Raw genomic sequence first — 13,962 nt, 5'->3', positions numbered from 1 at the left:
CTGGGGGCGCGGGGGCCTGGCCGCCGTGGGGCCGGGCGCGCTACCCCACCGTCCGTTTCGGGCACCTTGAGGGAATCAGATTCCCTCAAGGAGCCCTTCACGGACGTTGACCAGGAGCGCGAAGCCGTCTGGTCCCGGCCGATGCTTCGCACCGCTCTGGCGGGCATCGCGACAGCGCTCCCGGCGCACACCTCGCTACGGAGAAAACCCCAATGTGGCATTGGGTGCGTGGGATGCACCCAATGTGGCGTTCGGTGCGTTGAGCGCACCCAATGCCACATTGGGGTGCGCAAGACCGAGCAACCCGAACCCGCAGGGCGCCACAGCCTCGTGAGCGTTTACGCCGGTTAGAACCGCGATGAACACTCACGAGCTACGCGTACTCCGGCAGCGCGATCGCCTCCGAGCGAGGCTTCCCGAACCTTCCCGCCACCTTGCCCAGCCGTCGCGCCAGCGGGGTGCTCGCCATCCGCAGCGCGGCGTGGATCGCGGTCCGATGCGCCTGCGCCCGCGGCATCGTCACCTGCGGTGCGCCGGGGAAAAGCCGCTGCGCCTCGGTGACCAACGGCCGCATCCGGCGCTCGTACTCGCCGAACGCGGCGCGTGGGTCTTCGTTCGCCGTGAGTTCTCCGGCCAGGATGTACGCGCCGGTGAGAGCGAGCGTCGTGCCCATGCCGCTGACCGGCGAAGCGCAATAGGCCGCGTCGCCGAGCAGCACGACCCGGCCCTGGTGCCACGTCGGCAGTTTCGCCTGGCCGACGTCCTCCAGGTACAGCGAGCCGTTGTCCATTTCGGCCAGAACGCGCGGCCCCTCCCAGCCGACGTCGGCGTACGTCTTGCGCAGCACGGACACCGTGTCTTCGGGCGTGAGCCGGTCCAGGCCGCGGACGTCGGACAGGAAGAACAGCCCGGCGCGCATCGTGCCGACGTTGTCCGGGCGCAGGAACAACATCCGCCCGCGACCGCAGAACATCGAGCGCCACCAAGCGTTATCGGTGGAAATACGGGGGAGCGCGAGGTGCGCGGTGTAGAGCCCCAGTTCGTGCGGGCGCACGTCCGGCATCAGCATCGCGCGGGTGCGGGAACGCAGGCCTTCGGCAATGACCACGGCGTCGAAGCGCTGGGTTCGGCCGCTTTGGAAATCGACGTCCACGCTGGTGCCGTCGTCGTGCAGGGCCTGGATCTGGTCGCCGAATCGATACGTCGTCTCGCCGGATGACTGCTCGTACAGCAGTCTCGACAGCTGGCCACGCAGGATTTCGATCTCCGCGGTCCCGCCTCCGGAGTCGCCTTCTCCGGCGCGGAACTCGGCGACGACGCGTCCGTTTTCGTCCACGAACTGCGTGCCGACCTCGCCGGTGTGCGCGGCGCGGACGGCTTCTTCCAGCCCCATCTTGCGCAGCACCTGGCGGCCGACGCCCCGGATGTCGACGTTCTGGCCCTCCTCGCGCAGCTGGTCGAACCGTTCGACGACGGTGACGTCCCAGCCGGACTGGGCGAGCCGGGAAGCGAGCGCGGGGCCGGCGATGCTGGCTCCGGAGATGAGAAGACTGCGACGGGTCATGATTCCCCTCCTTGCCGTTGCTCAAGTACCTAGTTAATCTATCTACTAGTTTCTCTACTGACAAGGAGGGTCGCGTGGACGAGAACCAGGCAGCGCTCGAAAACGTGAACGCGACGACCTTCGCGGTGCGGGACGTCATCGAAGCCAGCCGCGACCTGATGGCGCGGATGGCGAAGAGCGTCGGGATGAACGCGAACGACCTCACCGCGATCGCGCTCCTCAACCACTACGGACCGATGGGTCCAGTGGAATTGGGTCGCCGCCTCGGGATCAGCGGCCCGTCGGCGACGACGCTGGTGGACCGGATGGAAGAGGCCGGTTACCTCGCGCGCGTTCGCAGCGACACGGATCGGCGGCGGGTGGCGGTCACGGTCACCGATGCCGCGCGGGAGATCGCGGCGGCGGTGTGGTGGCCGGCGATCGAGAAGCTGGACGCGGTGTCGCGGACGCTCAGCGAGTCGGAAAACGCTGTGGTGCGGGACTTTCTCGCCCGGATTACTGAGGCGATGAACGAGGGGCGGGAGTACTAGGTCGTCCAGGTCCGGGTCTCGCGGTGGCGGCCGCGGAGGTGGAGTTCGCCGTGCAGCCGCCAGTGTTCCCGTTCGCCGCCGAGCGCGGCCTTCACTGTCGTTTCGCTGGCGAGCACCCGCGACGGCACGGCTTTCGCGTGTTCGGTGAGCCGCGCGGCTTCGTTCACCGCGTCGCCGATCACGGTGTACTCCAGGCGGCTCGACGCGCCAAGCTGCCCGGCGAACACCTGCCCGGTCGCGACGCCGATGCCCAGGTCAAGCTCGCCTTCCGACACCACCGCGTCGCGGATCGCGCGGGCCGCGGCGAGCGCCATCGTCGGGCCGTCTGACAGCCGGGTCGGCGCGCCGAAAACGCACAGCGCGGCGTCGCCCTGGAACTTGTTGACCAGCCCGCCGCGAGCGTCCACCGCGGACACCACGCTCGCGAAAAACCGGTTCAGCTTCTCGACCAATTCCTGCGGCGGAGTGCGCGACGCGAGTGCTGTCGAGTCGACGACGTCCACGAACAGCGCGGTGACCTCGCGGACGTCGCCGGAGAGCGAAGCGCCGTATTCGAGCGCGTGCCGGGCGACGTCGGTGCCGACGTGGCGGCCGAAAAGGTCGCGCATCCGGTCCTGTTCGCGCAGACCGGCGGCGAGGTCGTTGACCGACGTCTGAAGCATCCCGATCTCGCTGGAATCGTCCACGTCGACGCGCACGTCCGTGCGTCCGCGCGCGATCCCGTCCAGCGCGATCCGCAGCCGGTGCAGCGGCGCGGCGACGGCGCGGGACAGGAGCGCGGTGCCGATCGCGCCGGTCGTCAGGCCGGTCACGGACAGCACGATCAGGCTCGCCGTCGGGTTGCCGTGGCGGCCGAGATCGGGCGGCGTGGTCACCAGCAGCACGCCGATCAGCGGTACGCCGCTGGCCAGCACCCAGGTGACGACCAGCCGCGTCAGCACGGTGACCGGCAGCGTTCCGCGCGGCGGCAGGACGTCGAGCGCCATCGTCATCACCGGCCGCGCGACCCATTCCGCGGCCAGATAGGTGAGCCCGACCGTGGTCAGCCCGCCGAGACCGATGGTGAGCGCGATGCCCGCCGCGTCGCCGATCGAGCCGAGGACCCCGGCGAGGATGCCGAGCGCGAGCGCGCCGATCAGCCAGAGCGTGCCGCTCACCACGGCCATGTCGAAGGGCAGCCGCAGTGCCCGTTTGGCCTCGTCCGCGGTCGGCGGGCGGCCGATCGTGAACCACACCACGGTGCGGCGTTGCAGGTAGGCGGTCCAGAGCGTGCCGACGACCAGTGCCAGCGCGACCACTCCCGCCGCGGTGACGCCGAGCACCCAGCCGCGGTCGTCGACGTCCTCCGGCAACCCCTGCAGGAGCAGCAGCAACGCGACGACTCCGGCGCCGGCGACACTCGATCCGACGCCGAGCGCGGCGAAGCCCAGACTGGTGCGCAGAACCAGCCGGAACCTCCCCGCGATCATCGTGCGCACCAGCAGATCGTATGGGGTGGCGGGTCCGGGAGCGAAAAAAGCCGTCGCCGTCGCGGTGCGGCGATGGTTAGCGTGGTCGCATGCAACCGCTCGACCCCGCCGAGATCCGCGCCTCGTTCGTCAACTGTTCCCGCGGGGAAGCCAAGTCCGTCACGCTCCCGGCGGACATTCCGTGGGAGAAGCGCGACTTCCTTGGCTGGCGCGACGTGAAGGCGCCCGGCCGGGCGTACCTCGTCGTGTCGCACGGCGACGAGGTGATCGGCCTGTCGCTGCGCGCCGCGCCGCCGCCGAAATCGCGGCTGCGCAGCAACATGTGCGCGTTCTGCTCCACGACGCATCCGCTGGCCGACATCACGCTGTTCACCGCCCGGCTGGCCGGAAAACCCGGTCGCGACGGCAATACGGTGGGCACGTATTTGTGCTCTGACCTGGCGTGCAGCGCGTATCTCCGTGGCGAGCTCCGGCCTGCGGTGCCGCAGCCGAAGGAGACGCTCTCGGAGGAGGAACGCGTCGAGCGGATGAGCGAGAAAGTCGGCCGGTTCGTGGCGCGGGTGCTGGAAACCCGGTAACCGCCGTGCGAGTGCTGGTGACCGGGATGTCCGGAGTGGGCAAAAGCAGCCTGCTCGCCGAACTTTCCCGGCGCGGCTATCGCACCGTCGACACGGATTATGGCGGCTACACCGGCGAAGACGGGCTCTGGCGCGAAGACCGGATCGCCGCGTTGTTGTCGACGCCGGGGCCGCTGTTCGTGTCCGGCACGGTCTCGAACCAAGTGCGGTTCTATCCGCGGTTCACAGATGTCGTGTTGCTCAGCGCGCCGCGCGAGGTGCTGATCGAGCGGTTGACGACGCGAAGCGGCTATCCGTATGGGAAACATCCGGACGAACTGGCCGAGACGTTGGGGTATCTGGACGAGGTGGAGCCATTGCTGCGTTCGTCGGCGACGTTCGAGGTGGTGACGACTGTGTCGGTGGCCGAGGTCGCCGATGCGGTGTTGCGCCAGGTCGGTTAGTTCAGAAATCCCACTCCGCGATGCGGCCCATCTTGCGGATCATCGGGAACAGCGCCGACGCGCGCAACGCCAGTCGGGACGCCGTCGGGATCTTCGCCAGCGCGTCGTCGGTCGCCCAGTCTGTCGCGTCCAAACAGGACACCAGGCGGAGGCCGTAGCGCTCCAGCTCGTGCGGATCGTCGATGCCCCAATGCAAAGTCGCGCCCGCGCGGCGGACCACCGGGTTGATCGCCTGCGCCTTGATGCCGAGCGAGCTGAAGAAATCGACCACGATCCGGCCGGAGCGGAACTTGCCGACGAGCCTGCGGACCAGTTCGGTGCCGGACTCCGCGGTGAGGTACATGGTGAGCCCCTCGGCCACGATCAGCGCCTCGCGGTCGCCGGGAACCTGGTCGAGCCAGCCGAAATCGGTGACTGAGGAGCCGATCATCGTGTACCCCGGCCGTTCCGGGTAAATCCGGCCGCGGACGTCGACGACCTCGGGATAGTCCACGTCGAACCACTCGACCGACGGCGGCGGGTCGAGCCGGTACACGCGAGTGTCCATCCCGCAGCCGAGGTGCACGACGACCGCGTCGGGGTGTTCGGCGAGCCATTTGCCCGCCATCTCGTCGATCGCGCGTGCCCGGATCGCGACGGAGACGGCGGCGTTCTCGTTGACGCCGAGCTTGCGGAAGTCGTAGTCGATCTTCTTGACCGCTTCGTCGGCCGCGGTGTCGCCGAGAATCGGGTCTTTCCGGCGAGCGTCGAGCGCACGGGCGTACAGCGTGCCGAGGTTGGTCGCTTTCTCCTCGGTGAAGTGCACTTTCTCCACGGTCGGCCCCCTTGGTGTCACAGTCTTCATAAACTTGTGAAGACTGTAGCGCTCATTGACGGGCGCGGCATCATCCTTACGCATGGCGAAGCGTCTGCAGATAGCGATCGATTGTGCGGAACCGGAACGGCTGGCGGGCTTCTGGGCTGAGGCGCTGGGGTATGCGGTCGAAACGCCGCCAGCCGGGGCGTCGACCTGGGCCGAGTTCTCGCGCTCGGTCGAGGGCGGCGCGGAGGCGTGGTGCGCGATCGCCGACCCGGCTGGGCTCGGCCCGCGATTGCTGTTTCACCGGGTGCCGGAGCCGAAACGCGGCAAGAACCGGCTGCACCTGGACGTGCGTGGCACCTCGGCGGAGCGGGCCGTGGTCGAGGCCGAGACAGCCAGGTTGGTCGAGCGCGGTGCCGTGCACTTGCGCACGATCGAAGACGAGAGCGGCTGCTTCGCCGTGCTTCAAGATCCGGAAGGCAATGAGTTCTGCGTGTGCTGATTCAGGAAGACGCGTAGTCGTGGGCGTAGGTTTTCGCGTCCAGCAAGTGCTTCAGCGTGATCTCGCGGGCGGCCGCGGCGTCTGAACGGCTGATGGCGTCGAGGATCGCGCGATGCTCGGCCACGGCCTTTCGGATCTGCCCAGGCAGCCGAAGCGCGGCCCGGCGTTCCTCGCCGACCAGGGCGAGCACCGAACGGAGCAGGTCAGCCACGTCGTCGCTGCCCGCGTTGCCGGCGATCACCCGGTGGAACTCGGCGTCGGTCGCGATGACGCGCAACATGTCGCCGTTCGCCGCGGCCTCCTCCATCTCCGCGACGTTGTCCGCGAGCCGCTGCACGACGCGCGGCGTGTGCTGCCGCGCGAGCCGCTCGGCCAGCGTCGGCTCGACTGTCGCGCGCAGGTCGAACAGCTTCTCCACGAGCTGCTCGTGCTCGGAAAACCAGCTGCTCAACGGGCTTTCTTCAGTGCCCTGCTCGCGGACGTAGGTGCCGGACCCCGCGCGGATCTGGACGTAACCGATCGAATCCAGGACGCGCAACGCCTGCCGCAACGACCCGCGGCTGATGCCGAGCTGCTCGCAGAGCGCGCGTTCCGCGGGCAGGCGCGAGCCCGGCGGAAGCTCGCCCGAGTCGATCATCGCGCGCAGATGGTCGACCGTGGCGCTCCAGACCTGGTCGGTTTCGTGTGCCACGCCGCCCATCCTGGCAGGTGGCGCCCCGAGCCGCGCGAAATTGTCGGTGGCGGGTGTCACCATCGTTGAGAGGGTGGGGAGGGATCATGGCCGCGAAGTTCAAAGACCTGGCGCTGGACGCTCTTGATCATCAGGCATTGGCGGACTGGTGGTGTTCGGCGATTGGCTACGTCCGCCGAAGCCCGCCCGGTGAACGCTCGCCGGAGTGGCCGGTCGCGATCGTCGACCCTGCTGGCGAGGGGCCGCTGATCTGGCTGAACCCGGTGCCGGAACGCAAGACGGTGAAGAACCGGATGCACCTGGACGCGTGGGGAGATCCGGCCGAGTTGAGCGCGGCCGGGGCACGGATGGTGGCGGAGCGGGGAGGGGAGCGGGAGTGGCAGGTGATGGCTGATCCGGAGGGGAATGAGTTTTGCGTTTTTGAGCGGTGAGGCTGGGATGGGTGAGCGGGGTGCGAGGAGAGGGTGAGGTGAGTGCGGCAGGCGCGGAGCTAGGAGGCAGATGAGGACTGGCGGCTGAAGCGGCGGCGGAGCGCGGGTTGTTGCCTGGGTTCGTCCTGGGCTGGTGGCGACGTCGGCTGGTGGCCAGGTTGGGCGCGGCTGGTGGCGAGGCGTGCTGGTTGCCGGGCGAAGGACGGGCGACCGGCGACGTCGGTTGGCGGCCAAGCAAAGCATGGGTCTGTGGCCGCGTTGGGCGCGGCCGGTGGTGAGGCGCGCCGGTGGCCGGGCGAAGTGGGGCAACCGGCGGCGCGGGTTCGCGGCCAGGCAAAGCATGGGGCCTGTGGCCAGGTTGGTGGCGAGGTGCGCTGGTTGCCGGGCGAGGGGCGGGCGACCGGCGACGTCGGTTGGCGGACGAGCAAGGCGCGGGCTGATGGCCGCGTTGAGTGCGACCGGTGGCGAGGCGCGCTGGTTGCCGGGCGAAGCGCGGGCAAGCGGCGGCGCGGGTCGCGGCCAAGCGAGGTGCGAGCTTGTGGCGGCGCGGGTTATGGCCGAGGCCTACATGGCTGGCGGCCAAGCAAGGCCCGAGCTCGCGGCCACGCGGACTCCGCACTCGCGGCCGAGCCGGCTCATGCGCGATCCCGCCGTGTGCGCGACCCCGCCGTGCGAGAAGGGCGCAATCAGCGAGCCGAATCGCGCCCCCCGTTCACTCCCCAGCACGCCCCCGGCGGTTCCTTCGAGTGTCTGACCGGACACATCGCGTCGCAGACCACCGAGGCTCCTGCTTAGGGTCAGCGGGTGATCGCTTTATGACCTGGTGGCATGCCGTCGTCATCTTCATTGCCGGGATGTGGGCCGGGACCATCAACACCGTCGTCGGGTCCGGGACGCTGGTGACCTTTCCGGTGCTCGTCGCGCTGGGGTATCCGCCGGTGACCGCGACGACCTCGAACGCGGTCGGGCTCGCGCCGGGCACGGTCAGCGGTGCCTACGGTTACCGGCACGAGCTCGTCGGGTACTGGCCGCAGGTGGTGCGGTTCGCGGTCGCCTCGTTTTTCGGGGCTATCGGCGGCACCATCCTTCTCCTGACGCTGCCCAAGGACGCCTTCGAGAAGATCGTGCCGGTGCTCGTCGGGCTCGCCGTCGTGCTCGTGATCGTTCAGCCGAAGGTCTCGAAGTGGGTGCAGAAGCGCCGCGAGGCCAACGGGCGCGAGCATCACGCTGGGCCGTTGTTGTTCGGGCTGCTCTTCGTCATCGGCATCTACGGCGGCTACTTCACCGCCGCGCAGGGCGTGATGATGATGGCCGTCATGGGCATGCTGCTGTCCGAACCGTTGCAGCGGCTCAACGGCGTCAAGAACGTGCTGTCCGCCGTGGTGAACATCGTCGCGGGCACGATTTACGCGTTCGTCGCCCCGGTGAGCTGGCCGGTGATCGGGCTGCTCGCGCTCGGGTCCACGATCGGCGGGCAGCTCGGGGCCAAGATCGGCCGCAAGCTGCCGCCCACCGTGTTGCGCGGCGTGATCGTCGTGATCGGGCTCGCCGCGGTCGTGCAGCTGATCCTCAAATAGCCTGGAATTCCTTGGCCGCGGCCAGGAACAGGTCGTTCTCCTCCGGCGTCCCGATCGTCACCCGCGCGCCCTCGCCGGGGAACGGGCGCACGATCAGCTTCCGGTCCAGCATGTGCTCCGCGAAAGCCGCGGTGGCATCGCCGAGCGGGAACCACACGAAGTTCGCCTGCGTCGGCGGGATCTCGTAGCCCATCCCCACCAACGAGTCCCGCACGCGGGTGCGCTCGGAGATGATTTCCCGGCACCGGGCGAGCAGTTCGTCCTCCGCGTCGAGCGACGCGATCGCGGCCACCTGCGCGATGCTGTTCACCGAGAACGCCACGTACACCTGCTGCAGCGCCTGCGCGATCGGCTCCGGAGCCACCGCGTACCCGACGCGCAGCCCGGCGAGCCCGTAAGCCTTCGAGAACGTGCGCAGCACCGCCACATTGCTGTGTGTCCGCGTGAATTCGACGCCGTCCGGCACCTCGGGGTCGGTGACGAATTCCTTGTACGCCTCGTCCAGCACCACGAGCACGTGCGGCGGCACGGCCTCGAGGAACCGCGCGATCTCGTCCCGGTGCAGCACGGTGCCGGTCGGGTTGTTGGGGTTGCAGACGAACACGAGCTTGGTGCGGTCGGTGATCCGCGCCAGCATCGCGTCGAGGTCCAGCCCGTGCTCCGGCGTCAGCGGAACCTTCACGCCCGTCGCGAGCGCCACCTGGACCACGATCGGGTAGGCCTCGAACGACCGCCAGCCGAACAGCACCTCGTCGCCGGGGCCGCACAGCGCCTGGATCATCTGCTGGCACAACGAAACCGAGCCACAACCGATCGCGAGCCGCTCGGCGGGAACGTCCAGCCGCCGCGAAAGCCGCTCGCGCAAAGCCTGAGATCCGTTGTCCGGGTACCGGTTCACCCCGGTTACCGCAGCCGTGATCGCCGCCTGGACGCTCGGCAGCGGACCGCCGGGCACCTCATTGCTCGCGAGCTTGATGGCCCCTTCGATCGTCCGGCCAGGGACGTACTTCGGCAACGAATCGAGGTCAGGGCGGGGGGCGAGGGACGGCATCGTCGGAACTCCTCGGTTTTCACGGGACGACGGGGTCACCGTATCTCGCCCCGGCGGATCGGGAAAGGTTCCCAATGTTCACCCAGAGGTGATTGCATGAGGCGATGACGTCGACGACCACCGTGGATCACCAGCGTACCGACGGCAGCACACTGCGCCTCACCTTCGCCGAACCCGACGGCGCGCTCCGCGGCGGCCTGGTGGTCCTGCACGAGGGCAACGGGGTCACCGACGGCGTCCTCCTGCTGGTCAAAAGCCTCGCCGGCGAAGGCTGGCTCACCGTCACGCCGCACATCGAGTCCGGCGAACAGCTCACTCAGCGCGATCTCCTCGACGCCACCGACCGCACGCTCGAATGGCTCACCGATCGCGGCGTCGAAGCCGACCTGCGCGGCGTCGTCGGCTTCGATCTCGGCGGCACGGCGGCGCTGGTAGTCGCCTCGCACCGCAAATTCGGCGCGGCGGTGAGCGTCGGCGGCCAGGCTGTGGCGGAATTGCCGAAGCTGCTGGAAATCGCCGGCCGCGTGACCAGCCCGTGGCTCGGCATGTACGGCGACTCAGGCGACGAAGCGGGCGAGGCTCAGGTGGAGCAGCTGCGCGAGGCCGCGGCGTCGGCGAAAGTCGCGACGAACGTCGTGCGCTATCCGGGCGCGAACCACCGCTTCGACGCCGATCCCAGCGCGGCCGAAGAGGCCTGGCAGCGCACCCTCGACTGGTTCGACGCGCACCTCCGCTGATCTCCGGCAGCACCCTTGACGGGTCGCTGCGTGATCGAATAACGTTCCGATCCGGAACGGAACGTTTTAGCGAGAGGAACTACCCGTGAAAGCGGTGCTCGTCGAACCCCAGCAGCGACTCGTCCTGGCCGAAACACCCGACCCGGCTCCTGGCCCAGGGCAAGCCGTGGTCGAGGTCGAGGCGATCGGCGTGGGCTATGTCGACCTCATGTACCTGCGGGACGGCGCCACTTCGGTGCCCGGCGTCGAGGTCGCCGGGCGGATCACAAACGGCCGGCGAGTGCTGGCGCTGATCCTTTCCGGCGGCTACGCCGAGCAGGTCGTGGCCGATACCGATCAGCTTTACCCCGTGCCTGAGGGCCTCGACCCATTCGACGCGGTCGCATTGGGCGTGAACGCAATGGTCGCGGAACGAGCAGTGCATCGGACCGCTGTGGCCCGAGGCGAACGGGTGCTCGTCCGCGGCGCGAGCGGCGGGATCGGCGTGCTCGCGACCCAGATCGCCCACGCTCGCGGCGCCGAGGTCACCGCGGTGACTTCCTCGGCGGAGTACGGCGAACGGTTGCGGACCCTCGGCGCCGCGAAAATCGTCGACCGGACCCGCGAGCGTCCCGAGGAGACTTACGACGTCATAATCGACACCGTGGCCGGCCCGCAGGTCCGCGAGCACCTGGAACTGTTGCGTCCCAACGGCCGCTATGTCCTTTGTGGAGGGACTGCGGGCATTCCGGAGCCGGAAGCCTTCGCGCCGTTGATGAGCAACTTCCACACGTCGCCGACGCTGTTCGCGTTCAGCCTCACCTCGGTGTCGCCGGAAGAACGCCGGAAGTCGTGGGACCGCGTCCTCGCCCTCGTCGCCGACGGTCAGCTTTCCGCGGTGCGCGACCGAACGTTCCCGCTCGGCGAGGCCGCGGCCGCCCTCCAGTACGTGGAGCACGGGAAATCGTTCGGTAAGGTCGTGCTGCTCAACGAATAGCGGGAGAATCCATGGCGCGCCAACGGGACGAGCGGATCGACCACGCCGTGCTGGTCGCGGTGTGCGAACTGGTCCGGGAATCCGGCTATTCGGCGCTGACCATGGAGGCCATCGCCCAGCGCGCGGGCACCACCAAACCCGCCATCCGCCGCCGGTGGAAAAGCCAGAAGCACGTGGTGGTCGCGGCGCTGGCCGAGGCGCGCACCGGGGTCGCGGAGATCGACACCGGCTGCACCTGCTGCGATCTCGTCGGCCACCTCGACGCCCTCCGGATCGGATTGGCCGACCCGGTTTTCGGCCGGGTCCTCCCGGCGCTGACCGTCGATCTGGCGGACGACCCGGAACTGCGGGAAGACTTCCTGACCACGTTCTGGGCCCCGCGCCGAGAGGCCTGCGTCGTGTCCCTGCGCAAGGCGCGGGAGCGCGGGGACCTGCGGCCCGGTCAGGACGTCGACCTGCTGCTGGACCTGTTCGCCGCCCCCGTCGTGTTCCGCGCGCTGTTCGGGCACCGGGAATTGACGCGCGAGTTCGTCCTCGACGTCGTCCGCGCGCTGCTGGCCGGGGTGGGCGCGGTCGAAAAAGGACTTTGCGAGCATCCCGGGGTTAGCATCGGCGAGTGACCGAGAACGCCGCAGTTCCCGAGGTGCTTTGGCGACCCGACCCCAACCGGGTCGCTGACACGAAGATCGAGGCCTTCCGCCGATGGCTGCGCGAGCAGCGCGGCGTCGACCTGGCCGATTACGACGACCTGTGGCACTACTCGGTCGAGCGAGTTCCGGAGTTCTGGACCGCGGTGGCGGAGTTCTTCGGCGTGCGCTGGCACGAGCGGCCGCGGGAAATCCTGTCCGGCACGATGCCGGACGCGAAATGGTTCGACGGCGGCACGCTCAACTACGCCGAACACTCGCTCAGCCCTGGCGTCGGCGGCGCGACGAAGGCCGACGACGAACTCGCGGTGATCTTCCACCGCGAGGACGGCCTCGCCGAGCAATTCACCTACGGCGACCTCCGCGCGCACGTCGCCGCCGCACGGGCCGCGTTGCGTGCTTTCGGTGTCGGCAAAGGAGATCGCGTCGTCGCGCTCGCGCCGAACTGCCCGCAGACGCTGATCGCTTTCCTCGCCACCGCCAGCCTCGGCGCGATCTGGTCGTCCTGTTCCCCGGACTTCGGGATCCGCGCGATCGCCGACCGGTTCACCCAGATCGAGCCGAAGGTGCTCATCGCGGTGAACGGATACGCCTACAACGGCCGGAAATTCGACATCCGCGACACTGTTCAGCAGCTGCGCGAACAGATTCCGTCGCTGGAAGCCACCGTTTTGGTGAAATACTTAGGAGACGGGACGCTCGACGGTGTCATCGACTGGAACGCGATGCTCGCCGAACACGCGGGCGGCGAACTGGCGTACGAGCCGGTGGAGTTCGCGCATCCGTTGTGGATCCTGTACTCCTCGGGCACGACCGGGCTGCCGAAGGGCATCGTGCAGGGCCACGGCGGCATCGTCGTCGAGCACTTCAAAGCGCTCGGCCTGCAAAGCGGGCTCGAGCCGGGTGACCGGTTCTTCTGGTTCACCACCACCGGCTGGATGATGTGGAACTTCGTCGCCTCCGCGCTTCTCGTCGGAGCGACGATCGTGCTGTACGACGGCAGTCCCGGCCATCCGGACCTGAACGCGTTGTGGCATTTGGCCGAACAGCATCGTGTCACCTACTTCGGCACCTCCGCGCCGTTCATCCAGAGCTGTCTCAAAGCGGGCCTCGCCCCGTCGGAGCGCTACGACCTCAGCGCGCTGCGCGTGGTCGGCTCGACCGGTTCGCCGCTGTCCTCGGAGGGATTCCGCTGGATCGCCGACGCGATCGGCCGGGACGTGCAGATCTGCTCGGTCTCCGGCGGCACCGACCTGTGCGCGGCGATCGTCGCGGCCGCGCCGGACGTGCCGGTGTGGCTCGGCGAACTGTCCTGCCGCGCGCTCGGCGTGGCCGCGGTGGCGTTCAACGACGACGGCGAGCCGGTGGTCGAGCAGGTCGGCGAGCTGGTGATCACCGAGCCGATGCCGTCGATGCCGGTCTCGTTCTGGAACGACCCCGACGGTTCCCGGCTGCGCGAGGCGTACTTCGAGACTTATCCAGGTATCTGGAGGCATGGCGACTGGGTCCGGATCACCCGCCGCGGTTCGGCGGTGGTCTACGGCCGCAGCGATTCGACGCTCAACCGCGGCGGCGTCCGGATGGGCACCGCCGAGTTCTACCGGGTCGCGGAAGGATTCGCCAAGGTCGCCGACTCGCTGGTCATCGACACGTCGGCGGCGGGCAACGACGACGGGCAACTGCTGTGTTTCGTAGTACTCACCGCCGGCGCCACGCTCGAAGAAGTGGAGCCTGACCTGCGGAAAGAGCTTCGCAACGCACTGTCGCCACGACACGTACCCGATCGGTTCATGGTCGTTTCCGAGATTCCCCGTACGTTGAACGGTAAGAAGTGCGAAGTACCAGTGAAGCGGATCCTCTCCGGAGTCGCGCCGGAGAGGGCGGTGAGCAGGGACGCGCTGGCCAACCCGGCCGCGCTGGCCCCCTTTGTGGAGCTCGCCGCGCACTGAACGCGCCAACGGGGGGAA

General features: G+C 68.8%; 15 protein-coding genes. 10 read left to right on the top strand and 5 right to left on the bottom strand.

Translation table 11 applies throughout. The features are described 5' to 3' along the window. Positions 1-373: 373 nt before the first annotated feature. Positions 374-1,564, bottom strand: a complete 1,191-nt coding sequence (locus ABZX37_RS13195) for an FAD-dependent monooxygenase (protein WP_354739040.1) — start codon at positions 1,562-1,564, stop codon at positions 374-376. Between the two features lie 74 nt (positions 1,565-1,638). Here ABZX37_RS13195 and ABZX37_RS13190 point away from each other — a divergent pair, with 74 nt between their 5' ends. Beyond that, positions 1,639-2,094, top strand: a complete 456-nt coding sequence (locus ABZX37_RS13190; protein ID WP_354739038.1) for a MarR family transcriptional regulator — start codon at positions 1,639-1,641, stop codon at positions 2,092-2,094. On the opposite strand, the gene ABZX37_RS13185 is transcribed toward ABZX37_RS13190, so the two are convergent. Next, complete coding sequence (locus ABZX37_RS13185) at positions 2,091-3,563, bottom strand: adenylate/guanylate cyclase domain-containing protein (RefSeq protein ID WP_354739060.1); 1,473 nt, start codon at positions 3,561-3,563, stop codon at positions 2,091-2,093. The two genes, ABZX37_RS13190 and ABZX37_RS13185, sit on opposite strands and share 4 nt — an antisense overlap. A gap of 89 nt (positions 3,564-3,652) precedes the next feature. Here ABZX37_RS13185 and ABZX37_RS13180 point away from each other — a divergent pair, with 89 nt between their 5' ends. Then, positions 3,653-4,141 (top strand): FBP domain-containing protein, encoded by a 489-nt coding sequence (locus ABZX37_RS13180; protein ID WP_354739036.1) that lies wholly within the window; start codon positions 3,653-3,655, stop codon positions 4,139-4,141. A 5-nt stretch (positions 4,142-4,146) separates the two neighbouring features. Further along, a complete protein-coding gene (locus tag ABZX37_RS13175; RefSeq protein WP_354739034.1) occupies positions 4,147-4,584 on the top strand; it encodes an AAA family ATPase in 438 nt (145 codons plus the stop codon). A gap of 1 nt (position 4,585) precedes the next feature. Here the strand turns inward: ABZX37_RS13175 and ABZX37_RS13170 are convergent, their stop codons facing one another. Further along, on the bottom strand, positions 4,586-5,398 hold the full coding sequence (locus ABZX37_RS13170) for a class I SAM-dependent methyltransferase (protein ID WP_354739033.1): 813 nt from the start codon (positions 5,396-5,398) through the stop codon (positions 4,586-4,588). 82 nt (positions 5,399-5,480) lie between these two features. Between ABZX37_RS13170 and ABZX37_RS13165 the strand changes: the two genes are divergently transcribed. Beyond that, positions 5,481-5,885: a VOC family protein gene (locus ABZX37_RS13165; RefSeq protein ID WP_354739031.1), complete on the top strand. Its 405-nt coding sequence runs from the start codon at positions 5,481-5,483 to the stop codon at positions 5,883-5,885. A gap of 1 nt (position 5,886) precedes the next feature. Here ABZX37_RS13165 and ABZX37_RS13160 read toward each other — a convergent pair whose 3' ends face one another. Beyond that, on the bottom strand, positions 5,887-6,585 hold the full coding sequence (locus tag ABZX37_RS13160; RefSeq protein WP_354739058.1) for a FadR/GntR family transcriptional regulator: 699 nt from the start codon (positions 6,583-6,585) through the stop codon (positions 5,887-5,889). 77 nt (positions 6,586-6,662) lie between these two features. Between ABZX37_RS13160 and ABZX37_RS13155 the strand changes: the two genes are divergently transcribed. Beyond that, entirely contained in the window at positions 6,663-7,007 is a 345-nt protein-coding gene (locus tag ABZX37_RS13155; RefSeq protein ID WP_354739029.1) for a VOC family protein, read from the top strand. Between the two features lie 815 nt (positions 7,008-7,822). After that, positions 7,823-8,584 carry a sulfite exporter TauE/SafE family protein gene (locus ABZX37_RS13150; protein WP_354739027.1) on the top strand — a complete coding sequence of 254 codons (762 nt, stop codon included), beginning with the start codon at positions 7,823-7,825 and terminating at the stop codon, positions 8,582-8,584. Here ABZX37_RS13150 and hisC read toward each other — a convergent pair. Further along, positions 8,577-9,635, bottom strand: a complete 1,059-nt coding sequence (gene hisC / locus ABZX37_RS13145; RefSeq protein WP_354739025.1) for a histidinol-phosphate transaminase — start codon at positions 9,633-9,635, stop codon at positions 8,577-8,579. The two genes, ABZX37_RS13150 and hisC, sit on opposite strands and share 8 nt — an antisense overlap. 104 nt (positions 9,636-9,739) lie before the next feature. Here hisC and ABZX37_RS13140 point away from each other — a divergent pair, with 104 nt between their 5' ends. The 4 genes from ABZX37_RS13140 to ABZX37_RS13125 all read left to right on the top strand — a co-directional run bounded on the left by ABZX37_RS13140 (position 9,740) and on the right by ABZX37_RS13125 (position 13,944). Further along, on the top strand, positions 9,740-10,372 hold the full coding sequence (locus tag ABZX37_RS13140; protein WP_354739023.1) for a dienelactone hydrolase family protein: 633 nt from the start codon (positions 9,740-9,742) through the stop codon (positions 10,370-10,372). Between the two features lie 85 nt (positions 10,373-10,457). After that, positions 10,458-11,348, top strand: coding sequence for a zinc-binding dehydrogenase (locus tag ABZX37_RS13135; RefSeq protein WP_354739021.1), 891 nt, complete (start codon positions 10,458-10,460; stop codon positions 11,346-11,348). 11 nt (positions 11,349-11,359) lie between these two features. After that, complete coding sequence (locus ABZX37_RS13130; protein ID WP_354739020.1) at positions 11,360-11,968, top strand: TetR/AcrR family transcriptional regulator; 609 nt, start codon at positions 11,360-11,362, stop codon at positions 11,966-11,968. Continuing rightward, positions 11,965-13,944 (top strand): acetoacetate--CoA ligase, encoded by a 1,980-nt coding sequence (locus ABZX37_RS13125; RefSeq protein ID WP_354739018.1) that lies wholly within the window; start codon positions 11,965-11,967, stop codon positions 13,942-13,944. The genes ABZX37_RS13130 and ABZX37_RS13125 overlap by 4 nt, the downstream gene beginning before the upstream one ends. The last annotated feature ends 18 nt before the right edge of the window (positions 13,945-13,962 follow it).

It is taken from the genome of Amycolatopsis sp. NPDC004079, from assembly GCF_040610415.1.
Lineage (GTDB): Bacteria > Actinomycetota > Actinomycetes > Mycobacteriales > Pseudonocardiaceae > Amycolatopsis > Amycolatopsis halotolerans.
The sequence above is the reverse complement of the archived record's forward strand: the minus strand, read 5'-3'. Positions and strand labels throughout refer to the sequence as shown.